Source organism: Rothia sp. 110740021-2 (genome assembly GCF_054263775.1).
Genome location: NZ_JBSZFE010000001.1, coordinates 622,914 through 646,000, shown reverse-complemented (window position 1 = coordinate 646,000; position 23,087 = coordinate 622,914). Strand labels below are relative to the sequence as shown.

Sequence of the window (23,087 nt, the reverse complement as noted above, 5' to 3'; positions counted from 1 at the left end):
TAGTTCCTATCCAATATCTTCAAACGTAATTGCACGGTTCAACGAGAAGATTTCGCGAATCTCCGCATGGGTATATGGCTTTTTCTTGTGGCGTTCCACCATACGCACAATATCGCGTGCAGTAATCACAGATCCAGGAACTCCAGATTTCTCTGAGATAAGACGAATCTGAGGAGTTACCGAGTTCTTGTAGTCAGACACCACGTACGAGAAGAAGGCAAGAGCCGCAAAATCAGGCCCGTACTCCGGGTATCGCTCAATGTACTCAACCATACGGTTACGGTGGTCATGTCCGATGCTGTATCCCTTGGCATATGCTTTACTGTCTAAGATGCCTGACCAGCCCTCTTCACGAGAGGCAACAACTACGTCTGGGACGATACCCTTCTGACCGATGTGTTCAGCATAGAGCCCAAAGATATCGGCAAAAATTGAGGTCGTCGTTTTCTCAAATTTAGTAGCCCTATCACGTGAATCAAAGGCCATCTGAACATACTCAGAGAGGAAGGAATCGACAAGACCATTCGGATACTTAGCAGAAAGGATACGTTCAGTATCCTTAAGCGATACACCCGTTTCGAAAGAAATATCAGAGATAAGTTGCTCATCTACGCCGTTGATAAAACGCTGAGTAGCATACTTCTCAGCAGCAAGAAGAACATTCTTCTCCTCAATCATCTTCGAAGAGACGTTGCTCGGACTTTCAAGACGACGGGTATCTTTCAACTTGCCAGGTCGCAGACCATACCTGCGCTGGAAGTATTCCTCGTCTTCCGGCTTAGCAATCAAAGGCTTAGAAGCGTATTTCTCAACAATTTCTCGTGCTTCGTCCTCAGCTCCAGGAGCGATAGACCAAATATTGTTATACCTTTCAATGAGCTGCGTATAGCCCAGCCAATTGCCGAAGGTATTTGCAATACTCCCGTGATTCGAGAAAATTTTCTCAATATCACGTACCGTACGTTTTGTCGCGTACAAATCAACGTAGTTATCTTCCAGCGAGGCGTCCCCGATACGACGATATTTCAGGATACGAGTTACAACATCACCGACACATGATGCTTTATTCGATATACCGTGTGCAATGACAATCTTTCCAATTTCGTTCTTCTCATGAAGGTAGCCTTCTAGACGTTCATCTAGCAGGAGTTGCAGAAGAAAGATGGAGGGACGAACTTTAAAACGAGTATCAACAGATGACGCCCCCTTATACGCAAAAGCGTTAGGGAATTGGTACTCCAAAACCTGCTTTTTAAGGACAGCAAGAGGAGACGCCTCCTTCTGGACAAGCGCCTCCCCTGCATCGGTCAACCAAAGTTTCCCGTCCTTATCCATGAAGATAAGGCCGAGGCTTTTCAACCAGGCTCGATACGTGCGGGCTCCGCCACCCGTCTGATCTCGACGTTTGCCCTTTGTCTTGAGACCAGCCAATTCAAGGTTCTCCTCAATGGTGAGTTCCATTGTTTTACCGGATGATTTCCAGACTTTACCTTGAGCTTCATAGGCAATTGCCATCAGGCAACGAGGAACAGGGGGCAGAGCACGCTTTGGTCTAGTAGCCCACCACGTATTACGAGCCATAAAAACTACTCCTTCGCAGTTTCTTTAGGTTTAGAAAGAAGCTTCCTGATAAGGATATTCTTCACCCTTAAAAGTCTTCAAAATCGCTTCAAATATAACACGGGCTCCCTCAGCAGGAACTGCCATGCCAATCTGCTTACGAACAGACTCTTTACTACCCGCAAAGTTGTAGTCGTCAGGGAATGTCTGCAAACGCGCACGCTCACGGTTAGTGAGCGCTCGGTTCTCTGCCCAGTGGTACATATGAGTACCGCCGCCGCCAGAGCCAGTTACGGTATAAGCGGGCTTCTCGGGGTGAAGACGCTTATAAATCTGAGAGATTTTCGCGCCCTTAACCTTCAGCTGAAGATGCTCTGGAATATCCGCAGTAAAGGCATTCTGTCCCGGCTTAATATATGACAAACGCTCCTGAACGACCTGCGACTGCTTAGTCAGTTCGGTACCAGTCATCTCAGCTGTGATAGGTGGCTGCTCCAATGCGGTACGAGCCGACACATCATGATTTCGATAAGGCTCAGTAGAAGGAACCTTGAATTCTACATCCTGGTCATTACGAATGCCCACGATAATAATGCGGTGGCGAGCCTGGGGAACTCCGTATTCCTCAAACTTATAGAGATTGGTCACGAGCTTGTAACCAGCCTTCTCAAAGGTCTCAAGAATCTGGTTAAAAGCTTTACCCTCATTAGCGCTACGAAGGCCGCCGACATTCTCAGCAAGGAACCACAGAGGCTGGAACATCTCCAAGGCCTTAGCACCATAGGTATAAAGCGGACCGTAAGTGCCGTCCAATCCCTTCTGCTCACCCACAGTAGAGAAGTCATTGCAGGGGAAGCCGAAGGCTAGACCATCAATATCGCCAAGCTCTTTCAACACGGAGTAGTCAAGCTCTCGAATGTCTGCATGTACTACAGACTCAGGGCGGTCTGGGCAGATATTTTGGCGGTAAGTATTGCAAGTATCTTCGTCGTAGTCAGTCGCCCACTGGTGAACAATCTTCCAGTCGGGGTCAGAGATAGAAGCGCGAGTTGCGCCAATGGCAAGGCCGCCGGGGCCACAAAAAAGTTCACCTAGCTTAAATTCCATGCCCACAACTATACACTAATATATTCGAAAATATAACCATTAGCTGCACATATTTTCGAATATTGAAAACATTAAAATATCTAAAAATATATTTAATTGAAGCAAAAACCATATTATCACCATCCTCTCAGTATTCGAATGCACAAGCAACCACATGTATAGCCTCCCCCTTTCGTTCCGATGAGCGCCCAACTTACATGCCCTTGTTGGATGTCCCATATCTATATCTAGCTTCCAGCTCACTAGTCGGGGAGCCAATGACGACCGGGCGCGCGCCTCCTTCTCCGCTGGGTTAGTCTTATAGCATGACCTGGATGAACGGCCTGCGCGCCACTTTTGACCTTGAAACCACCGGTGTGGACGTCACCACCGCCCGCATCGTGACTGCTTCCCTGATTCTGCTGGATCCTCAGGGTAATGTGGTGCGCCGTGGCGAGTGGCTGGCTGACCCCGGCGTTGAGATTCCTGCCGGTGCCGCCGCCGTGCACGGTATTACGACCGAGTACGCACGTGAGCACGGTCGTCCCGCCCGCGAGGTCGTGTGGGAGCTTGCCGGCGCGATTGGTGCGCTAAACCTTGACGGCGTGCCGATTATTGCGTTCAATGCCGCCTACGATTTTTCGGTGCTGCACCACGAGATGCTGCGCCACAATATTGCCAACGGTGAGCTGCCGCCGGGTATGGTGCTCGACCCGTACGTTCTGCATAAGCACGTGATTCCGCGTAAGCGCGGCAAGCGCACCCTGGAGGTTCTCGCCGCCGAGTACGGTGTCTCCCTGGAGAACTCGCACACGTCCGCTGATGACGCCCTGGCAGCGGAGCGTCTGCTGGTGAAGCTCACCGAGCAGTTCCCGCAAGTTCTCAACGTGGATGCACGCCAGCTTCATGAGCAGCAGGTTCAGTGGGCGGCGGAGCAGGCGGCAAGCTTCCAGGCGTGGTTGCGTACGCAACCGGGTAAGGAATCTGAGGTCATTGACGGCCGCTGGCCGGTGCGTCGCTAAACTCACCTCGGCTACCCAACTATCTCGCCTTTGCTGACAGGCTGACGCTATCGTCGGCTGGCCATCTCCCCTATGCTAAAAAGAGTATGCACAACGCATTGACAGAAATTAGCCCGGGAGCGCCCTCAATGGACCATCACCGCAACCCTTCACACGAACCCTACCCGGATACAAACACGCGCAGTATCTATCTGGGCTCTACCCGCCTAGCGCATGAGCATTTGGTGGCGCAGTCTCAGGTGGTGCTCCGCCTGGGCCGCATCCTGATGAAGTCGGGTGCGAGTGCGTACCGTATTAAGGCGTCGATGGCGCGTTTGGCGAAGGCTGTGGGGTTAAAGGAGCATCACGCGCAGGTGACCTTCACCGAAATTTCGACCTCTTCGTACACGGACGGTAATTTCCGTACCGAGGTCGCTGAGCAACGCACGATGGGCATTAACGCTCATAAGCTGGATCAGTTGGGTAAGTTCATTTCTGAGCTTCCTGAAAAGATCACCCCTGCGGAGGCGAACGCTGAGCTGGACCGTATCGATTCGGCTAAGCCGCTGTACACCCGCTGGATGCTGGCGTTGGCGTCGGCTGTGGCCTGTGCCGGGTTCGCGTTCCTGAACCGTGGCGGCCTGGTGGAGTGCTCGGTTGTGTTCTTCGCGGCGGGTGCTGGCCAGTATTTGCGTTCGACTCTGCTCAAGCGCGGGGTGAGCCATATGGCCACGTGGATGGCGTGCGGCTTCCTGGCGGCGAGTCTGTACATTGCGATTGTTAATGTGCTGGTTGCGGCGGGTTGGATTAGCCCGAACCATATGATTGGTTTTATTTCGTCGGTACTGTTCTTGGTGCCGGGTTTCCCCATGGTGACGGGTATGCTCGACATTTCTCGTATGGACTTTTTGGCGGGTATTTCACGTCTGACGTATGTGGGCTTGTTGTTGCTGAGTGCGTCGTTTGCGGTGTGGGTTTTGGGTTCGCTCTTCCACCTGCCGTTGGCGGCTCCTGCGCCTCTTAACCTTGACCCGACCCTGTATTTGCTTCTGCAGGTGCTTTCCTCGGGTGTTGCGGCGGCTGGCTTTGCGATGCTTTTTGCTGCCTCTCCGGTGGCGTGCCTGTGGGGTGGCGTGATTGCTGCGGTGGCGAACCCCGCCCGTATTTACATGGTGGAGGCGGGTATGCCCGCGCATATGGCGGCGACGATTGCCGTGTTTGGGGTGGGTATTTTGGCAGAGATTGTGGCGCCGCTGCATCATCGTAAGTACACACGTATTTCGCTGTCGGTTCCGGCGGTCGTGACGATGGTTCCGGGTGTTCCGTTCTATCGTTCCATGTCGCATTTTGCCAGCGGTGACATGTATTCGGCGACGACCGGTTTTGTGCAGTCCATGCTGATTTTCATGGCGTTGGGTATGGGCTTGGCGTTTGTGCGTCTGCTCTTTGATAAGAACTGGTTGTTTGATCAGGACACTCAGGTGCTGCACCGTCTGGATACTGACCGGCATATGCGTTAGTTTCTGAGTTTCTTCACCTATCTGTTACCTAATCTGTCGGTTGTGTTTTATCGTCACCTTTCGGTACGTTCAGGTGCTTGTCACCTGCGGTTCATCTGTAGCGCCTATGATGGTTAGGTACGGGACGTTAGTAGCGTACAGGCTCTGTCGCCCGGTGTGTATCGTCCCCTGTAATTCTTTAGTTCGCCGTCCCTGTTGAAAGGCACCGATACGATGACTTCTTCCTCTACCCACCCGCTACACCACGAAGCCAGCGAGAAGCTGTTTGAGCGTTCTCGCGCGGTAATTCCTGGCGGTGTAAATTCCCCGGTGCGTGCTTTCAATTCTGTGGGCGGCACCCCTGCGTTTGCGGCAAAGGCTAAGGGCGCCTACCTGTACGATGCGGACGGCAACGAGTACGTTGACCTGGTCTGCTCGTGGGGTCCGTCGATTCTGGGGCACGCGCATCCGCAGGTGGTTGAGGCGGTTCAGCAGGCGGCTGAGCGCGGCCTGTCGTTTGGTGCGGCGAGCGCGCCGGAGGCTGAGCTGGCTGAGCTGGTGGTCAACCGTATTAACGCGGCAATTCCCGGTGCGATTGATCAGGTGCGTATGGTGTCCACCGGTACTGAGGCAACCATGACTGCGATTCGTCTGGCGCGTGGTGTGACCGGTCGCGACAAGGTTATTAAGTTCGCGGGCTGCTACCACGGTCACGTGGATGCGCTGCTTTCCGAGGCTGGTTCGGGTGTGGCTACCCTGGCGCTGCCGGGTTCTGCTGGCGTAACTGCCGCAACCGCCGCGGAGACCATCGTTCTGCCCTACAACAACCTGGATGCTGTGCGTGAGGCGTTCGCGAACCATGAGGGTCAAATTGCCGCAATTATTACTGAGGCGGCACCCTGCAACATGGGTGTTGTGACCCCCGAGCCCGGTTTCAACCGTGGCCTGCACGAGATTGCTCACGCGAATGGTGCGCTCGTCATTTTTGATGAGGTGCTGACCGGTTTCCGTGTGTCTTCGGCTGGTTACTGGGGTTACGCGGCTCCCGAGGATGGCGGCTGGGTTCCCGATATTTTCACGTTCGGCAAGGTCATTGGTGGCGGTATGCCCATCGCGGCGCTGGCCGGTAAGCGTGAGGTCATGGAGCACCTGGCGCCGGTCGGCCCCGTCTACCAGGCTGGTACCCTCTCCGGTAACCCGCTGTCGGTTGCGGCGGGTATTACGACCCTGACCCTGGCTGATGCCGCCGTTTACGCGCACCTGGATTCGCGTAGCGCCCAGCTGCAGCAGGCTCTGACCGAGGCGTTCAACGCCGCCGGTGTGGACCACTCCATCCAGAGCGCCGGTAACCTCTTCTCGGTAGCGTTTGGTACCTCCGAGGCGGGCGTGCACAACTACGCCGACATCAAGGCCTCGGCAACCAGCCGCTACAACGCGTTCTTCCACTCCATGCTCGAATCCGGAGTGTACCTGCCGCCGAGCGCATTCGAGGCATGGTTCGTTTCTGCCGCCCACAATGATGAGGCGATGGAACGTATCATCTCGGCTCTTCCGGTTGCCGCCGCCGCCGCATCCGCGTAAGGGTTTGCGAGAAGTAAGGAGGTGAGCCGCTCATGGATCTGAGCGCCTTGGGACTGCCCATGGAGCAGCTACGCGATGTGTGGCTGATCGCCTTCATGGTGTACTTGGGCTTGTGCCTGCTGGTAGATATCGCCTACCCGGTGCCCATCAAGAAGGAGAAGGCAGCCGACCTGTACCTTGAGGTATCCGGTTCGCCCGTTGATGAGGCGCTCCGCTCCACTGCGGAACGTACCGCGATGGGTGCGCCGTTGAGCTCTTCCCGTAAGGGTAACGCCACGAAGAAGGCGAAGAAGAAGCTGGATTCTATTGAGGGCGCTGGCGTGTTTAGCGGCTGGTTCCACGTGGTCATGTACCTGTGGGGCTGGATTGTGGCGGTCTCTATCTTCACCCTGTACTGGGATATCGTGTACGACGGCATTCTGTTGCCGGCGCTGATTCTGCCGTTCCTCATGGTGTACGTGGGGGCGCGCTGGGGTCGCCGCGGCTGGCGCGAAGCACGCGGTTACAGTAAGGACGACCGTGTGCTGGGCATGCCGCGCATCTACTCGGCGACGCTGGGTAAGCTGAGCGCACCGTTCCGTGTGCACGGCACCGTGCCGGGTGTGGAGCCGATTCGTAACGATCGCACCGCCTACTGGGTGCTCAACGGTATTGCGTTCCTGCTCGCCTCTGTCTTCTTGATGTCCTTGGCGGGCTGGAGCATCGACGAGGATTTGGAAGCGATCTATATCGGTCACGCCTCCTGGTTCTTGGCGGCGGCGTACATTCCGCTGATTCTCATGCTGCTGATGTACAACCGCGATTACATGGTGTACAACCCGGATTCGTTCCAGGCTGGGCGGCTGTTCCTTCCGGCGAAGTCCCGCCCCTACTCTGAGGTTCGCGCGTTCCGTGTGTACCCGAGGAACCCGGACGCTATCAAGCTGAATCCGAAGGACGCGAGCCAGTGGAGGCTGGAGATTCTGCTTCCCAGCGGCCGCAAGCACGACTATGCGCTCAATGATCACCAAATTGATTGTTTGGTGGCGCAGATTGCGTTCAATATTGAGCAGGAACGCTGGGCGGATGTGGATTCGCCGGCGGACCGTGAAATGTTGGCGAAGTACTTCGTGGACGGCCGCGTTATCTGTACGACCATGGGTTACAAGCCTGCCGGTAAGCATGCGGAGGAGGCGGCACGCCGCGCATCCTTCCAGAAGGCGCAGTACAAGTAAGCGGGCTACTCTTCACCGCTCTTATACCGTTCAGAAGCCACATACTGTTTGTACAGCATGTGGCTTCTCGGCATTAAATGAGGGAGGGGTTTAGGCGTCCAGATCGCGGAGCCAGCGTGCTGCCTCCGTACCGTAGTAGGTCAAGATGACATCCGCACCGGCACGGTGAATCGAACGCAGCGACTCCAGCACCACAGCCTTACGGTCAATCCAGCCGTTCGCAGCGGCTGCCTCAATCATCGCGTACTCACCCGACACCTGATACGCCGCCACCGGCACCGGCGAAAACTCCGCCACCTCACGCACAATATCCAGGTAGCTACCGGCAGGCTTCACCATCACCATATCCGCGCCCTCCTCCAGGTCAGCGCGCACCTCCAGCAGCGACTCGCGGCGGTTCGCCGGATCCTGCTGATAGGTCTTACGGTCACCCGTGAAGCTGGACTCCACCGCATCACGGAACGGACCAAAGAACGCCGAAGCGTACTTCGCCGAATACGCCAGAATCGACACATCCTCAAAGCCAGCCTCGTCCAGGGCGGTGCGCATCGCCGCAATCTGGCCGTCCATCATGCCTGACGGGGACACCGTATGCGTACCCGCACGAGCCTGCGAAACCGCCATCTTGCAGTACAGCTCCACTGTCTGATCGTTATCCACCACGGGCGTGCCGTGGCCGTTATCAACCAGCACGCCGCAGTGGCCGTGGCTCGTGAACTCATCCAGGCAGGTATCAGCCATAACCACCAGGTCATCGCCGAACTCCTCCCGGCACACCGCAATCGCACGGTTCAGGATGCCCTGCGGATCCCAGGCGGTCGAACCGACCTCGTCCTTATCCTCATCGCGGGGAATGCCGAACAGGTCAATGCAGCGGATGCCTGCCTCATACGCCTCACGCACGGCGGGGATGATGCTCTCCAGGGTGTGCTGGTACTGACCGGGCATGGAACGAATCGGCTGCGGCTCGTCGATGCCGTCGCGAACGAAGAACACCTGAATCAGCTGCGCGGGGCGCAGGGTGGTCTCAGCGACGAGGGAGCGCATGGCTGCGGTAGTGCGCAGGCGGCGCGGGCGGCGGGTGAGGTTCATGATCTCTCCTGAAAAGTTCTTTCGAAATAATGTGAAGTCTTAGCTGAAGGATGCGCCTAAATCAGGGCTACGGCGGCGCGCGCCAAATCCTGCGGTAAGGGCGAATCGGCCTGCACATGGCGCAAGTTCAGAGCGCGGCATGCGGAGGCGGTACTCGCCCCAATCGCCACCACCGGCGGCACGGATTCGGGCGCTAGTCCGGATGGGCCGTCCAGCAGGGCGTGCAGGCGGGAGGGGGCGGTCACCACCAGCACATCCGGCGCGGGGGTATCCGGGTCTGGTGTGTCTACGGCATTCCCCTGTATGAGCACGCGGGCGGCGGAAAGGCTCAGCTCTCCGGGTGCCACCTGCTCGGCGGGCACCATGTCGTAGAGCACGCAGCGGCGGCTGTCCCAGCCCAGGTTCTTGAGGCCCTCGCGCAGGGTCGGGCGGGCGTTGAAGCCTTCCAGAACCAGCACGGCGGCATAAGCTGCAGGCTGTTCAAACTCCGCGAGCATACCGGCGGCGCTCTGCACCTGCGGCTGAAAATCTGTGCCCAGCCCCAGCTGGGTGTGCACAGCGCGGGCGGTTGCCGCGCCCACGCAGGCGATGCGCACTCCCCCACTCGCGCAGGCGCGGGCGAACTTATCGCCCCACAGCTCGGTGCAGGCGCGGACCGTGTTGGCACTCGTGAAGCTCACCCACGCGTACTGGCCGGAGGCGAGCGCCTCCAACACGGCTGCGTGTTCTTCGCCCGGCTCGACGGTGCGTGCCTGCTGCAGCGGGGCAAAGAGTACCCGGGGCTCCCCCAACCCGTTCTGTGCGCGCTCCTCGGCGAGGGCGCGTGCGAAGGCGGCGCCCTGCGCGGCGGAGCGGGTCAACAGAACCGTGCACGGGGCTTCAGCAGGCGGGGTGTCGCCTTGCCAGGATTCAGAACGCGAAGCAGACATGGCGTCTACTTCGCCTCCAGCCCGGCCAGGGCAGCGGCACCCATCTGCAGCAGGTCTTCTGCCACGCGCACGCCCAGACGTTCGGCGCCGGGCACATCCAGCTCAGCAGTTGCCGAGGTGTGACGCAGCATGTCGGTACCGTCCGGGGAGGCCACCACAACGTTGAGCACCAGGTCGCCCTCAACCACCTGCGCGTAGGCACCGATGGGGGCGGCGCAGCCGGCTTCGAGGCGGCGCAGCAGGGCACGCTCGGCGCTGACGGCGAGGCGGGTTTCGTAGTGGTTTGCGGCAAGCAGGGCATGGCCCAGGGCACGCACCGGGCGCGCCACCTCGGCGTCGGCCAGCGCGGCAGGGTCCGGGTTTTCGAACTCGCTTTCGCGCACTTCCAGGGCAAGCGCACCCTGACCGGGGGCGGGCAGCATGCGGGTGGGGTCCAGGTACTCGGTGATGAGGTCTTCCTTGCCCAGGCGCTTCAGGCCGGAGACGGCAAGCACCACGGCGTCGCAGTCGCCGCTGCGTTCGGTGCCTACCCCGTGGTCGGCTCGTTCGGAGGTTTCAGCATTCTGGCGGAGTACGACCTGCTTGCCGGCGTGCTCTTCAAGGCCCTTCACGCGGCCGATGCGGGTGCCCACGTTACCGCGAATGTCCACGATTTCAAGGTCGTGTCGCAGCACACGTAGCTGGGCGGCACGGCGGGGTGAGCCGGTGCCCACGCGGGAGCCGGTGGGCAGGGTGTCGAGGGTCAGACCATCGCGTGCTACGAGGGCGTCGCGGGGGTCTTCTCGTTTGAGGGTTGCGGCGATGACCAGGCCGGGGCAGGGTGCGGAGGGCAGGTCCTTGAGGGAGTGTACTGCCATGTCCACGCGGTTTTCTTCGGAGGCGTTCTCGCCGTCGAGCAGACGCTGGCGCAGTGCCGCCGCGAATACGCCGGTGCCGCCGAGGGTTGCCAGGGGTCCGGTGAGTACGTCACCTTCAGTCTTGACGGTGCGCAGGGTGAAGTCCACGACCTCGGCATCTGCGGCGCTGTGGTGTGCCTGGTGTTCGGTGTAGAGGGAGGTAACGGTTTCAGCAGCAATACGGCTTTGGGTTAGGGCGAGAGCAGACCCGCGGGTGCCCAAGATGTACTCGTGGTGGCTCATATCTCTCCTTATCGGTGATGTGTGTGATAGCCCGTAGGCACATGCGCTCCGACCCGCCCGCGCACCCTCTTCAGGGGCGTTGGGGCGAGCCGGAGCTACAGGGGTGGTGTTAGTGGGAGCAGCATCCGCCGGAGCCGCAGCCACCGGAGCGGCTGGCCGGTGCGTTCTCAGAAGTGCTGGGTGCAGTAGCGCTGTTATCAGCACCGGCTGCATACTCAGCAATGACTGGCTTCGGCTCACCGCGACCGGGCTTACAGCAATCAGGTTCGCACTCGTCGAACCAGCCGTACTGACCGCTCGCGCTCGGGGCACAGACGCTCTCACGTTCGGGGCGTAGGTCGGCTGAAACGCCGTTCTCCACGCGCTCCTCAATCAGGCGGCGCAGCGACTCCACGTACGCCGGGTGCGTGCCGGGGGTGGGGGTGCGCACGGCGACCACGCCCAGGCGCTGGCAGGTGTCCAGCGCCTCGGTGTCCAAATCCCACTTGACTTCCATGTGGTCGGAGACGAATCCGAGGGGCACCAGCACGACGCCTTCCACGGGGGCTTCGCCATCCTCCGCCGGGTTGGCGGGGGTGGGCAGCGCCTCCAGGGCGTCGTTGACGTCCGGCTCGAGCCACGGCATGGACGGCGGGCCGGAACGAGACTGGTACACCAGCTCCCACTCGACGTTCTGCAGAAGCTGGGGAGCCTCATCACGCACGAGCGATAGCACGGCACGAGCGACCTGCAGGTGCTTCTCTACGTAGGCGGAGCCGCCCTCATAGTTCACACCGCGCGGGCCTGCCTCATTCGCCGCGGAGGTCGGCACTGAGTGAGTGCAGAACATGATGCGCAGGCGCGGGTTCAGCGAACCGCTATCGCGTGCGGCAAGCTGCTCACGCACCGTGGCGAGCCCGTCCTTCAGCCCGTCAGCAAAAGCGCGGGAGAATCCGGGCACGTCAAAGAACTGACGGATCTTACCCACGTGCACGTGCCCTTCCAGACCGAGCTGCTCAATCGCCACACCGTAGTCTTCACGGTACTGGCGGCAGCTCGAGTAGCCGGGGTAGGCGCTGGTCGCCAGCACGAGCACGTTACGGTGACCGTTCTCGTAGGCTTCGGCGAGCACGTCCTTCACGTAGGGCTTCCAGTTGCGGTTCGCCCAGGTGATCGGGATGTGCGGGCCGCGCTCGGCGAGTGCCTGCTGCAGTGCGGCGAGCAGGGCACGGTTCTGCTCGTTAATGGGCGAGACGCCGCCGTTGGCGCGGTAGTGGGTGGCGACCTCTTCGAGGCGCTCATCTGGGATGCCGCGGCCAGCGGTTACGTTGCGTAGGAACGGGATGACGTCCTCCTGCCCCTCGGGTCCGCCGAAGGAGGAGAGAATCACCAGGTCGTAGGGGCGTGCCTCTTCAGCACGTTCACGGGTGATACTGCGTTCGCTTCGGTAATCACCGAGGGTCTGCTCATTGAGTGCAGCGGGGCCGTTGGAGGCGGTGTTCGCCGGGTCGGTGTGGTTGGGTACCACGTCGTCCGGCAAGAGCGTGCCGTTGAGGGTTACGCCGCCGTTTGGCTGATGGCTCACGCCAGGACCTCAGCTACTTCGTCTGCGCCGATGCGGCGGCCGGTGTAGAAGGGGGTTTCCTCGCGCACATGCAGGCGTGCTTCGGTATTGCGGAAGTGGCGCATCATGTCGACCAGGTCGACCAGTTCGGGTGCTTCAAGGGCGAGGACCCATTCGTAGTCGTTCATGCCGAAGGTTGCGACGGTGTTTGCCAGTATCTGCGGGAAGTCGATTGCCTTCATGCCGTGGTTCTTGAGCATTTCTGCACGGCGTTCGGGGTTCATGTAGTACCAGTCGTAGGAGCGTACGAAGGGGTAGACGCAGACCCATGCTTCGGGTGCCTTGCCGCGCGCGTATGCGGGGGCGTGGTTGCGGGTGAATTCTGCTTCGCGGTGTACGCCCATGGTGGACCAGACGATGGTGGTACCGGTGAAGAGTGCAGTGCGGCGAATCTTGCGGACTGCTGCCTGCAGTTTTTCGGGGTTCTGGCCGTGGGTCCAGATCATGATGTCTGCGTTGTCGCGCATTGCGGAGACGTCGTAGATGCCGCGCAGGGTCACGCCCTCGGCTGCGAGCTGTTCGGTGAGCTGCTCGAATTCTGCGCGGGCTTCGTCGGTGTTAGCTTCTGCGGGGCGTGCGCCGGAGCGTGCGAAGACGGTGTAGAGGGCGTAGTGCAGGGTTTCGCCTTCTTCGCGGCCGCGGCGGTTCTCGTCAGCTGCGGAATGCTGGACTGCGTAGCCCTTGGGTGCGCCGCCGTAGCCGTGGCCGGAGTGGCTGTAGCTGCCGTGTGCACCGTGTGCACCGCTGTGGCCATGTGCTGCGTGGTCGTGAGACATTGTGTGTTCCTTTCTTCAGCGAGGGTTCGCTGTCTTAGAGGCGCAGCTTCCGTAGCCGCGCGTTTTCTCAAATTATGGTTTATGGTGCGCTGCGTATTACCGGTTATTGAGTGTCGGCAGCGTTGGGGGCGGTGACGCCTTCCCAGTCTTGTGCGGCGTGATAGATGAGGCGGTCCATCTGCTCGTAGGTGTCTTTGACGGTGAGGACTAGGCCGGAACCTGCGGCCCAGGAGCCAACGGTGCTGAGGGTTCCGAGTTCGCTGGCGCGTTCGCGGAATTCTTTGACTCGTTCGCGGTGGCCGGGAGTGGAGGCGGGCAGTACGCCGCGCCACCGTACAACGTCCGCGTCGACGAGGTTGCTGTGGGTGAGGGATACATCCATCATGCGGCTTGCATCACGCAGGGCGAGGGTGATGAGCTGCTCGTCGGCGAGTGCCACTTCAGAGAAGCGGGAGTCTTCGCCACCGCGGCCGTAGGAGAGGCGCACAACGTGGCGGCCGGGTTCTGCTGCGTCGGCGACCCACTGCCATTTGGCGGTGGCGTGGGTGAGGGCTTTGGCCCGGACGGCGGTTGCTTCTTCGGAGACGAGCAGGCCGGTACCGCGCGGGTGCTTGTTCAGGTCGGGGGCATCGGCGACAAGGGTGACGAGGGCGACTTCGGGGCCGGGCTCCAGGGCGGGTAGCGCCGTGGAGACATGCGGGCCGATAAGTCGGGCTACGGTCGGGCCATCAGTTGCGACTACCAGGTAGTCGGCGTAGAGGGGGGTGTTTTCGCCGTCGGTGGTGTGGCGCTGAATGATGAACCATTGGCCGGTGGATTCGTCGCGGTCTACGGCGATGACGTCGAATCCGGTGACGATGCGTACACCGGCTTCGTAGAGTTCCTCGACGAGACGTTCAGAGAGCTGGTTCATACCGCCGATAATGCCTGCTACCTGAGAGCCTGCAGGTGCTGCGGAGCGGAAGGCTGCCGCTGCTGCGGCAAGGGAGCGGTGCTTGCGCAGTGCCGCGCGCAGCCCGGGGATAGTGGCGTCCACGTCGAGCTTGTCGGGGTGGGTGGAGTACACGCCGGAGACGACGGGGGCGACCAGGTTGTCCAGGACCTTCTGACCCATGCGGATACGTACGAGCTCACCGAGAGTCTTTGCGTTTTCACCGGCGGAGATGGGTAGGAATTTGTCTACCTGGGCGCGGCGCAGGCCTTTCTTGCCGATGACGGGAATCAGTGATTTGTCGTTGACGTTGCCGGGGATACCCATGATGCCGGTGCTGGGGGTGCGGCGGGCGCCTTGCGGCAGGTATAGCCAGGAACCGTAGGAGTTGGGGGTGACAATCTGGTCACCCAGGCCGAGTTCTTTAACGAGGTCGCTGACGATGGGGCTGCGGGTTGCGAAGGATTCGGCGCCGGAGTCTAGGAGCAGGCCGCCAACTTCGTGGGCTCCGACAGCGCCGCCGAGGTGGTGCCGTTGTTCGAGCAGGGTGACGCGCATGCCGGCTGCGGCGAGGCGGCGTGCTGAGATGAGGCCGGAGGGGCCGCCACCGATAACGATGGCGGTGGGCACCTTCTCGTTACGGGTGAAAGTTCGTGCGGTCTGGGGCGCAGTGGAGGAGCTGGCCTGTGCGGTCCGGTTTGGTGCCTGGTTGGTGTGCTGGCCCATGGTGGTTCTCCTTCGGTCTGTCAGCGGGTCTGCCCTGTGGCGTTGGCGTTATCAGCGGGTGCGGTGGCTGGGGCGGTGTCTCGCAGCGCTGATATGTGTTAGCCCCGCGGGTCCGCTGCTTTAGCTTGCCGTTTTCTCGTGGATGTACGCCACGAGGTCGGTGAGCACCTGCGGGTCGGTAGTCGGGGGTACGCCGTGGCCAAGGTTGACCACGTGCGAGGGGGCGGCGTTGCCTTCGGCAAGCACTTCGTCTACGTGTGCGTAGAGGTTTTCGCTACCTGCGGCAAGCAGTGCCGGATCGATGTTGCCCTGCAGAGGTACGGCGCCGTTGAGCAGGGTGTTCGCTGCCGATAGCGGCAGGCGGTAGTCTACACCGATGACGTCTGCACCGGCTTCGTGCATGGCGGGCAGCAGTGCGGTGGTGCCGGTGCCGAAGTGGATGCGCGGCACACCGTATTCACGCACCATGTCGAGGGCGGTTGCGGAGTGTGCCTGCACGTAGCGGCGGTAGTCATTTTCACCGAGGGAGCCTGCCCAGGAGTCGAAGAGCTGCACGGCGGAGGCACCCGCCTCGATCTGGGCGCGCAGGAACTGGCCTGCGGTACGCGATGCCCAGGCGGCGAGTTCATGCCAGGCAGCGGGGTCGGCGTGCATCATGGTGCGCGGGTGCAGGTGGTCGCGGGAGGGGCCGCCTTCGACCATGTAGGCGGCAACGGTGAAGGGGGCTCCGGCGAAGCCAATGAGCGGGGTGTCGCCGAGCATTTCTACGGTGGCGGCTACGGCTTCGCGGATGGGGTCGAGGTCGCTGTCTTTGAGTTCGGGCAGGGCGCGCACCTCGTCGAGGGTGCGTACGGGCTGGTCGAGTACGGGGCCCCTGCCGGGCACGATATCGACGTTGACACCCGCAAGCTTCATGGGGATGACGATGTCGGAGAAGAAGATGCCGGCGTCGACCTTGTGGCGGCGGACGGGCTGCACGGTGATTTCTGCGGCGAGGTCGGGGGTGAGGCATGCGTCCAACATGGGGATGCCTTCGCGTACTTCACGGTATTCGGGCAGGGACCGGCCTGCCTGGCGCATGAACCAGACGGGTCGGTGACTGGAGGGGCGGCCGGTGAGGGCGCGGAGCATGGGCGAGTCGGCGGTGGTGCCTGCGCGCAGGGGGTGGTTGGCGGGTAGGTGTGCGAGCTGTTCGTCGGTGAGCAGGGGTCGCTGGGCGTCGGTGGGGTGTGCGGGCAGAACGGGTGCCTGTGCAGCAGCCGATGCGGGGCCCTTTTCCGATGCAGGAGTTGTGTGCTGGTTTTCGCTCATAGTGTCTAGTGTGACAGGTTTATGCGGGTGTTTTTGCGACACTATGTCATGGCGACTCTTACCTAATGGTAGCTTTCTTAGTGGTGAGGAAAACCTTAGTTTGTGTCTATTCATCGTACTCAGTTCCCCGACCGTGCAGATACTCTTGACCCCTACGATGGTGGAACTTAGGTTCTGTAAGCTTTACAGGGGCTTAGCCGGCGTGGTTATGATTAGTCTCTAGTGAGTACTTATGCATTTGTGGCATCGCACCACACCGTTGATTTGACCACCGTCGCTGCGTTGAGCGCCGGTGCTTCCGGCGTACCCGATGTTCTGGCGGGCGAGATGACGCGCCAGCTGGGTGTGAAGGGTGCAGTCGTTCTTGCCACCTGTAACCGTCTTGAAATGTATGTTCAACTACATGTGTCCGCCCATGTCCCCATGGTTCGTGAGCGGATTGTCGACTCTATTGCGCACACCTCCGGGCTAGACAAAGAACTGGTTAATTCCAGCTTCGACGTGTACGCCGATGATGAGGCTACACGCCACCTGCTGACGGTCGCCTCCGGCTTAGAATCTGCTGTGGTTGGCGAGCGTGAAATCACCGGTCAGGTGCGCCGCGCCCTGGCTGTTGCTCAGGCGAAAGCGCAAGAGGACGGCGTGCCCCTTCCCGGTGAGCTGGTTCAGCTATTTGAACACGCGGCGCATACCGCTCGTCAGGTGGGTCAGCATACGGCTCTTGGTGCTCAGGGCCGCTCCATTGTATCTGTCGCCCTCGATCTTGCGGATGAGGTTGCCGAGAAGGATTGGTCGACCCGCCGCGCCCTGATTTTTGGTACGGGTGCTTACGCCGGCGCGACCATTGCGGCTCTGCGCGACCGTGGTTGCACCGATATTTGGGTCAATTCCCGTTCGGGCCGTGCCGCCGAGTTCGCAGCAAAACGCGAGGTTTCTGCGGTGCCGGTGGACGGCATGGAGCAGGCCATGGCTTCTGCCGACGTCATTATTGGTTGCTCCGGCGGCTCTGATCCGTTGCTTCCCGAACAGATTCCGGGCGGTCACCACACGATCCTCGACCTGGCACTTTCGCGTGACTTTGATCCCTCGGTTGCTGACCTGCCGAACGTTGAGCTGATTACCCTCGAATCGGTGCGCCTTGCCGCGCCCGAGGAAACCGAGGAATCCGTGGCGACGGCTACGCGCATCGTGGAGTCTGAGCTGGCGGCGTTCCTGTCTCGTCAGCGTTCCCGCACGATTGATTCCGCGATTGTTGCGCTGCGCTCGCACACTATGGATGTGTTGGATTCCGAGCTGGAGAAGGTGCGTAGCCAGTTTGGTTGCGGTGCGGCGACGGAGCAGCTTGAGCTGGCGATGCGTCGCATGGTGAAATCCCTGTTGCACACCCCGACAGTGCGCGCCAAGAAACTTGCGGCGGAGGGCCGCACGGAGGATTACGTACAGGCACTGGAGACTCTCTACGGTATTCAGGTGGAGGACTCTTAAGAGCCTCTCCCCTGCTCTTTCTGGCATTCTTCGCATACCTAAACCCGTTTTCGCACGGGTTTTGTGTGGGTTTTCGCGCGCTTTTTCACGCGTCCGGTGGCGAGTATTTTATTAGCCCCCGGCGAAGTACCGCCCGTTCACGGTGCCGATGGGCGCATTCACGCTAGAGTAGATGCTAGATAAGACAGTTCCCATACCCGGCGCGCGTTTGGCGGCGCCGGACTATTCTGCGAGGAGACTCATGGAAATCAAGATTGGCGTTCGCCACATCGCCCGCGAAATCGTTGTTGAGACCACCGAATCCAAGGACGTTATCACCGAGAAGGTCGCAAAGGCAATTGAGGACGGATCCCTGTTGCAGATTACTGACGATAAGGGCAACACCACCCTGATTTCTGGCGCTCAAATTGGCTACGTTGAGCTGGGTTCCGACGCGAAGCGTCACGTTGGTTTCGGTATCAGCGCCTAATTACTTCGGTAGCAATTTCCCCTTTAGCTTTAGCTCTCCCCCCGCATCCGTCATGATGCGTAACCGCGCTTTATGCGCTGTGTGCGTGCGCTTTATGCGCCGTAAGGTTACGCCGTGCCGGATGCGGGGATTTGTGTTTTAAGCCGCCCACACAAAAACCTCGCGACACCCGGTTTTGGGGCGGTATATCGCCCATCACGGGCGCACGCCACAACCGCTTGGGGGTGCACCAGAAGCAAATCCGGGTTAATATTGAGGGGTTAAGTGAATGACCGGTCGTACCCCTTTCAAGACCCCGAGGCTGCACCGCCTTCTCATCATGAATGAACCATGCGTGCAGGCGGCGTCTCGGCAAGAATTTCCCGTGTAAGAATTTCCCGCGGCCGGCTTTCGACGCCCGCCCGTCACCGCCTCCACCGTTGGGGCGCTGGCTGGTACACCCCAATTCGGGGAGAAACACACCCCGAACAGGGGTAGAAAGATACGGTCCAGTGACTGAAACGAACACGCAGGAAACCACTCAGACTGCAAAGTCCTTCGCTGACTTCGGCGTTCGCCAGGATATTAGCGACGCCCTCACGGCGGTTGGCATTACCTCCCCCTTCCCCATCCAGGAGCTGACTCTTCCCGTGGCTCTGTCTGGCCAGGACATCATTGGTCAGGCGAAGACCGGTACCGGTAAGACCCTCGGCTTTGGTCTGCCAACCATTCAGCGTGTGGTCGGCCGCGACGATGAGGGTTGGGATGATTTGGAGTACCCCGGCGCACCTCAGGCGCTGATTCTGGTTCCGACCCGTGAGCTTGCTATTCAGGTGGGTGAGGATCTGGCGATTGCTGCGAAGCTGCGCAACGCCCGCATCGCTACCCTGTACGGTGGTGTGCCGATTGAGCCTCAGGCTGAGTTGCTGCGCCGCGGCCTGGAGGTTGCAGTAGGCACCCCCGGTCGCATTATCGACCTGTACCAGCAGGGCTTCCTGAACCTGAAGCAGGTCAAGATTGTGGTCCTCGATGAGGCTGACGAAATGCTGGATTTGGGTTTCCAGCCGTCGGTTGAGAAGATTCTCAGCTACCTGCCCGAGGACCGCCAGAGTATGCTGTTCTCCGCAACCATGCCCGGCCCGGTCATTGCGATGGCACGCCAGTACATGACCAAGCCCATGCGTATTAGTGCCGCTAGCCCCGAGGACGCATCGAAGACTAAGGCATCGATCCGCCAGGTCGTCTACCGTGCACATCACCTGGATAAGGACGAGATGATTGGCCGCATTCTGCGCGCTACCGGTCGCGGCCGCACCGTCATCTTCACCAAGACCAAGCGTGATGCTGCCCGCGTGGCGGAGGAGCTGGTGCACCGTGGCTTCGCTGCCGCGCCTCTGCACGGTGACCTGAATCAGGTTGCGCGTGAGCAGGCGCTGAAGGCGTTCCGTTCCGGCAAGGTCGATATTCTGGTCGCGACCGACGTGGCGGCTCGCGGTATTGACGTTGAAGATGTGACCCACGTGATTAACCACCGCGTGCCCGAGGATGAGAAGACTTACCTGCACCGTACCGGCCGTACCGGCCGTGCGGGCAATGAGGGTACCGCCGTGACCCTGGTGGACTGGGATGACCTGCCGCGCTGGAAGGTCATTAACGACGCCCTGGAGCTGGGCGTTCCTGAGCCTGTAGAAACTTACTCTTCCTCTGAGCACCTGTTCTACGACCTGAACATTCCGGCTGGCACCAAGGGCCGTCTGCCGCGCGAGGAGCGTGTGGCTGAGGGGATGGGTGAGGAGTTCTTTGAGAGCGCCCGTGATTCTCGTGATGGCCGCCCGGCTCGTTCTCGCGGAGGTCGTGATGGTGGCCGTTCTGGCGGTCGTGACGGTGAGGGCCGTGGCAAGCGCCGTAGCCGTTCCGAAGGCCGCAAGCGCACTGAGCGTACCGAGCATTCTTCTGAGCGTTCTGAGCGTGCGCCTCGTAAGCGTCGCCGTACCCGCCGTGTTGAGGGTCAGCCGCTGGAGGGTGAGGGTCGCCGCACCCGCCACCGCTCTGAAGGCTCGCGTGCTAAAGGTTCTCGTGCTGGGGACTCCGGTCCTGAGAGTTCTCGCAGTAAGGGCCGTGGCGCTGACCGTGCTGGTTCTGAAGGCTAGGGCCGGGGTTGGGTATTTCAGCATCCCCGGCACCTGCCGCGCCCTCCTCTACCGCTAAGACGCACCCCGCGGATTCGGCTGTTTTCGATCCGCAGGGTCCGTCGCTGCTAGTGCAGGCAGATAACCTAGGGTATCTGCGTGACCTGCCCAATGGTGCGTTCACCGTGATTTACATTGACCCGCCGTTCAATACGGGTAAGAAGCAAACGCGCCGCACTTTGAGCGCGGAGGCTTCTGAGAAGGGTGACCGCACCGGCTTTAAGGGCAAGAGCTATTCGAGCACCCTGCAGACTCTGGCGAGCTATAACGACTCGTTCGAGGATTATTGGGCATTCCTAGCACCGCGTATTGAGCAGGCGCATCGTCTGCTTGCGCAGGACGGCACCTTGTACCTGCACCTGGATTGGCGTGAGGTTCATTATGTGAAGATTATGTGCGACATGATTTTTGGTCGGGAGAACTTCATTAATGAGCTGATTTGGGCTTATGACTACGGTGCGAAGTCTACGCGCCGCTGGCCGACGAAGCACGACAATATTTTGGTGTACGCGAAGGATTACCGCAGCTATTACTTCAATACTGCGGAGGTTGATCGTGAACCGTATATGGCTCCCGGTTTGGTGACTGAGGAGAAGGCTTCTCGCGGTAAGCTCCCTACGGATGTGTGGTGGCATACTATTGTGTCGCCGACGGGTAAGGAGAAGACGGGGTATCCCACGCAAAAGCCTACAGGTTTGTTACGTCGTATGATTGCGGCGAGTTCCCGTCCGGGTGATTGGGTGTTGGATTTCTTCGCTGGTTCTGGTTCTACAGGTGCGGCGGCGGCTCAGTTGGGCCGTAAGTTCGTGTGTGTGGATCAGAATCCGCCGGCTATTGAGGTGATGGCTAAGCGCCTGGGTGTCGATCCGGTGTCGTTCGCTGAGTATCGCGGTGTGCCGCGTGGGGCGAGTGTGTTGTTCACACCGAAGCGTACGGTGGGTGTTCGTGGCGGTACGAGTCGTGATGCGTTGACGGCGGCGAGCCGTCATGCGCTAAAAGCTGTGTTGGATACGCTCACCGAGACTACGCAGCCGGTTGAGGGTGCGTCGTGCCGATTTGTGCGTCACCGGTCGATGGATGCGGTGGATAAGAAGATGCGTATTGATGGTCGTGATGAGTTACGTCGTCAGCGTCAGCATCAGGCGCGGGCTAAGGCTCGTGCGGCGCGGGCTCAGCGGGATGCGGTTGCTGCGGGTGCGGTGTTGCAACATCATGCCTCACGTGAGAGCGTCTAGGCTGTCTTTTCTGCGTATTCGTGAGAGCACGTGTTAAGAGTGTGGGGCGGGTTCCTTGGTTAGGAACCCGCCCCACACTCTTTCCCCTAGCTACTGGTCTTACTACCGGGTTGCCAGCAACTCGCGGATATGCGCCACCGTCGCCGCATCCGTCGTATTCTCACCCAGCAGGTTCGGCTTGCCCGCACCGTGATAATCACTCGAACCTGTCACCAGTACCTCACGGCCCGCCGCGCGCTGACCCTCAATGAACTCCAGCAGACGCGCACGGTCCTGAACCGAATTCTCACGGTGATACACCTCCACACCCGCCAGGCCAGCCTCCACCATCAAACCCAGATACTCCAGGCTCAACGCGGGCCCACGCATCGTACTCATCGGGTGCGCAATCACCGGCGCACCCCCAGCCTCACGCACCAGACGCACCGCCTCTAAAGGATCCAGCGCGCCCTGCGGCACATAGTAGGGGCTACCCGTGTACAGTAGCTTCGCAAAAGCCTCAGAACGATCAGCAACCACACCAGCAGCCACCAGCGCATCAGCAATATGAGGGCGGCCCACCGCTGTGTTCCCCGCCCCCACCTGCGCCAACACGTCATCCCATGTCAGCCGGTAGTCAGCGGCAAGACGGTCCACAATAGCCTGTGCACGGCCCGCACGGCTGGCGCGAATCGCCTCCACACGGCACGCCAACTCCGAACCCACCGGGTCAAAACCATAAGCGAGCAGGTGAATAGTCTTCGTGCGTGCGCGGCCCTCACCGTCGGTGTACCGGTAGCGGCAAGAGAACTCGGCACCCGGCAGAAAATCCAGACCGTACTCATCCGCCAGCTGAGCCGCCTGCGCCCATCCAGCCGTCGTATCGTGATCAGTCAGCGCAAAACCCGCCAACCCAGCGCGAGCAATCAGCGGCACCAGCTCGGCCAGGTTCTGCGTACCGTCAGAAATAGCGGAGTGAATATGCAGATCATAGCTCCCGGTAAGGTTCCGGTTTTCAGGCGCGCCCGATTCAGCGGGCTGCGGTGCCTGCTGCGCATTATTTTGCGGTGCACTATTTCGATGTTCTGTCTGCGTCATTTTCTCTCCTTCCCCGCCTTTGCTAGTTCCTCGCCACCTCAGCGGGGTTTTAAGGCATGTCATCTACTCTTCTGATTCAACCCTACCAATATCGGCGGCGCAATATCGGGTACCCGGTCGCAGGTCAAAGATATATTCTGCCCCACCGGTCCTCTCTTATAGTCAAAAGCGCTAAAACATCTGCCCACTTGTGGTGAAGGCGATA

The 23,087-nt window shown here is 60.0% G+C and carries 18 protein-coding genes; 8 read left to right on the top strand and 10 right to left on the bottom strand.

From position 1 onward, the window contains the following. Nucleotides 1-6 precede the first annotated feature (6 nt). Nucleotides 7-1,581: a restriction endonuclease FokI C-terminal domain-containing protein gene (locus ACUXHH_RS02820; RefSeq protein ID WP_458390775.1), complete on the bottom strand. Its 1,575-nt coding sequence runs from the start codon at nt 1,579-1,581 to the stop codon at nt 7-9. A gap of 30 nt (nt 1,582-1,611) precedes the next feature. Beyond that, nucleotides 1,612-2,667 (bottom strand): DNA cytosine methyltransferase, encoded by a 1,056-nt coding sequence (locus tag ACUXHH_RS02815; protein ID WP_458390774.1) that lies wholly within the window; start codon nt 2,665-2,667, stop codon nt 1,612-1,614. 305 nt (nt 2,668-2,972) lie between these two features. Between ACUXHH_RS02815 and ACUXHH_RS02810 the strand changes: the two genes are divergently transcribed. The 4 genes from ACUXHH_RS02810 (at nt 2,973) to ACUXHH_RS02795 (ending at nt 7,941) form a co-directional block, all read left to right on the top strand. Next, nucleotides 2,973-3,668 carry an exonuclease domain-containing protein gene (locus ACUXHH_RS02810; RefSeq protein ID WP_458390773.1) on the top strand — a complete coding sequence of 232 codons (696 nt, stop codon included), beginning with the start codon at nt 2,973-2,975 and terminating at the stop codon, nt 3,666-3,668. Between the two features lie 128 nt (nt 3,669-3,796). Continuing rightward, nucleotides 3,797-5,167 (top strand): threonine/serine ThrE exporter family protein, encoded by a 1,371-nt coding sequence (locus ACUXHH_RS02805; RefSeq protein WP_458390772.1) that lies wholly within the window; start codon nt 3,797-3,799, stop codon nt 5,165-5,167. 213 nt (nt 5,168-5,380) lie between these two features. After that, complete coding sequence (hemL, locus tag ACUXHH_RS02800) at nt 5,381-6,727, top strand: glutamate-1-semialdehyde 2,1-aminomutase (protein WP_458390771.1); 1,347 nt, start codon at nt 5,381-5,383, stop codon at nt 6,725-6,727. Nucleotides 6,728-6,759: 32 nt separating this feature from the next. Then, nucleotides 6,760-7,941, top strand: a complete 1,182-nt coding sequence (locus tag ACUXHH_RS02795) for a sugar dehydrogenase (protein WP_458390770.1) — start codon at nt 6,760-6,762, stop codon at nt 7,939-7,941. Nucleotides 7,942-8,031: 90 nt separating this feature from the next. Here the strand turns inward: ACUXHH_RS02795 and hemB are convergent, their stop codons facing one another. From hemB to hemE, 7 genes are all read right to left on the bottom strand, one after another. Then, nucleotides 8,032-9,033 (bottom strand): porphobilinogen synthase, encoded by a 1,002-nt coding sequence (gene hemB / locus ACUXHH_RS02790; protein WP_458390769.1) that lies wholly within the window; start codon nt 9,031-9,033, stop codon nt 8,032-8,034. A 56-nt stretch (nt 9,034-9,089) separates the two neighbouring features. Continuing rightward, nucleotides 9,090-9,962 (bottom strand): uroporphyrinogen-III synthase, encoded by an 873-nt coding sequence (locus ACUXHH_RS02785; RefSeq protein ID WP_279742139.1) that lies wholly within the window; start codon nt 9,960-9,962, stop codon nt 9,090-9,092. Nucleotides 9,963-9,967: 5 nt separating this feature from the next. Further along, nucleotides 9,968-11,101: a hydroxymethylbilane synthase gene (locus tag ACUXHH_RS02780; RefSeq protein ID WP_279742140.1), complete on the bottom strand. Its 1,134-nt coding sequence runs from the start codon at nt 11,099-11,101 to the stop codon at nt 9,968-9,970. Nucleotides 11,102-11,210: 109 nt separating this feature from the next. Beyond that, a complete protein-coding gene (locus tag ACUXHH_RS02775) occupies nt 11,211-12,665 on the bottom strand; it encodes a ferrochelatase (RefSeq protein ID WP_279755066.1) in 1,455 nt (484 codons plus the stop codon). After that, nucleotides 12,662-13,480, bottom strand: coding sequence for a hydrogen peroxide-dependent heme synthase (gene hemQ / locus ACUXHH_RS02770; RefSeq protein ID WP_279742142.1), 819 nt, complete (start codon nt 13,478-13,480; stop codon nt 12,662-12,664). The genes ACUXHH_RS02775 and hemQ overlap by 4 nt, the downstream gene beginning before the upstream one ends. A 103-nt stretch (nt 13,481-13,583) precedes the next feature. Further along, on the bottom strand, nt 13,584-15,137 hold the full coding sequence (hemG, locus tag ACUXHH_RS02765; RefSeq protein ID WP_279742143.1) for a protoporphyrinogen oxidase: 1,554 nt from the start codon (nt 15,135-15,137) through the stop codon (nt 13,584-13,586). 120 nt (nt 15,138-15,257) lie between these two features. Continuing rightward, nucleotides 15,258-16,448 (bottom strand): uroporphyrinogen decarboxylase, encoded by a 1,191-nt coding sequence (hemE, locus tag ACUXHH_RS02760; RefSeq protein WP_458390768.1) that lies wholly within the window; start codon nt 16,446-16,448, stop codon nt 15,258-15,260. Nucleotides 16,449-16,670: 222 nt separating this feature from the next. On the opposite strand from hemE, the gene ACUXHH_RS02755 reads away from it, so the two are divergent. The 4 genes from ACUXHH_RS02755 (at nt 16,671) to ACUXHH_RS02740 (ending at nt 21,805) form a co-directional block, all read left to right on the top strand. Further along, nucleotides 16,671-17,933 (top strand): glutamyl-tRNA reductase, encoded by a 1,263-nt coding sequence (locus ACUXHH_RS02755; RefSeq protein ID WP_279755063.1) that lies wholly within the window; start codon nt 16,671-16,673, stop codon nt 17,931-17,933. Between the two features lie 241 nt (nt 17,934-18,174). Beyond that, nucleotides 18,175-18,402, top strand: coding sequence for a DUF3107 domain-containing protein (locus ACUXHH_RS02750; RefSeq protein ID WP_279755062.1), 228 nt, complete (start codon nt 18,175-18,177; stop codon nt 18,400-18,402). 491 nt (nt 18,403-18,893) lie between these two features. Continuing rightward, the gene (locus ACUXHH_RS02745) at nt 18,894-20,531 is read left to right on the top strand and encodes a DEAD/DEAH box helicase (RefSeq protein WP_458390767.1); all 1,638 of its coding nucleotides are present in this window, start codon (nt 18,894-18,896) and stop codon (nt 20,529-20,531) included. Nucleotides 20,532-20,539: 8 nt separating this feature from the next. Beyond that, nucleotides 20,540-21,805 carry a DNA-methyltransferase gene (locus tag ACUXHH_RS02740; protein ID WP_458390766.1) on the top strand — a complete coding sequence of 422 codons (1,266 nt, stop codon included), beginning with the start codon at nt 20,540-20,542 and terminating at the stop codon, nt 21,803-21,805. Between the two features lie 102 nt (nt 21,806-21,907). On the opposite strand, the gene ACUXHH_RS02735 is transcribed toward ACUXHH_RS02740, so the two are convergent. After that, the gene (locus ACUXHH_RS02735; RefSeq protein ID WP_279741076.1) at nt 21,908-22,882 is read right to left on the bottom strand and encodes a PHP domain-containing protein; all 975 of its coding nucleotides are present in this window, start codon (nt 22,880-22,882) and stop codon (nt 21,908-21,910) included. Nucleotides 22,883-23,087 lie beyond the last annotated feature (205 nt).

Bases quoted from the DNA above. Each gene is read 5' to 3' on its own strand.
- ACUXHH_RS02795 (WP_458390770.1), top strand. From the start codon at position 6,760: ATGGATCTGAGCGCCTTGGGACTGCCCATGGAGCAGCTACGCGATGTG.
- ACUXHH_RS02780 (WP_279742140.1), bottom strand. From the start codon at position 11,101: ATGAGCCACCACGAGTACATCTTGGGCACCCGCGGGTCTGCTCTCGCC.
- ACUXHH_RS02815 (WP_458390774.1), bottom strand. From the start codon at position 2,667: ATGGAATTTAAGCTAGGTGAACTTTTTTGTGGCCCCGGCGGCCTTGCC.
- ACUXHH_RS02820 (WP_458390775.1), bottom strand. From the start codon at position 1,581: ATGGCTCGTAATACGTGGTGGGCTACTAGACCAAAGCGTGCTCTGCCC.
- ACUXHH_RS02810 (WP_458390773.1), top strand. From the start codon at position 2,973: ATGACCTGGATGAACGGCCTGCGCGCCACTTTTGACCTTGAAACCACC.
- hemB (WP_458390769.1), bottom strand. From the start codon at position 9,033: ATGAACCTCACCCGCCGCCCGCGCCGCCTGCGCACTACCGCAGCCATG.
- ACUXHH_RS02785 (WP_279742139.1), bottom strand. From the start codon at position 9,962: ATGTCTGCTTCGCGTTCTGAATCCTGGCAAGGCGACACCCCGCCTGCT.
- ACUXHH_RS02750 (WP_279755062.1), top strand. From the start codon at position 18,175: ATGGAAATCAAGATTGGCGTTCGCCACATCGCCCGCGAAATCGTTGTT.
- hemG (WP_279742143.1), bottom strand. From the start codon at position 15,137: ATGGGCCAGCACACCAACCAGGCACCAAACCGGACCGCACAGGCCAGC.
- ACUXHH_RS02735 (WP_279741076.1), bottom strand. From the start codon at position 22,882: ATGACGCAGACAGAACATCGAAATAGTGCACCGCAAAATAATGCGCAG.
- hemE (WP_458390768.1), bottom strand. From the start codon at position 16,448: ATGAGCGAAAACCAGCACACAACTCCTGCATCGGAAAAGGGCCCCGCA.
- hemQ (WP_279742142.1), bottom strand. From the start codon at position 13,480: ATGTCTCACGACCACGCAGCACATGGCCACAGCGGTGCACACGGTGCA.
- hemL (WP_458390771.1), top strand. From the start codon at position 5,381: ATGACTTCTTCCTCTACCCACCCGCTACACCACGAAGCCAGCGAGAAG.
- ACUXHH_RS02805 (WP_458390772.1), top strand. From the start codon at position 3,797: ATGGACCATCACCGCAACCCTTCACACGAACCCTACCCGGATACAAAC.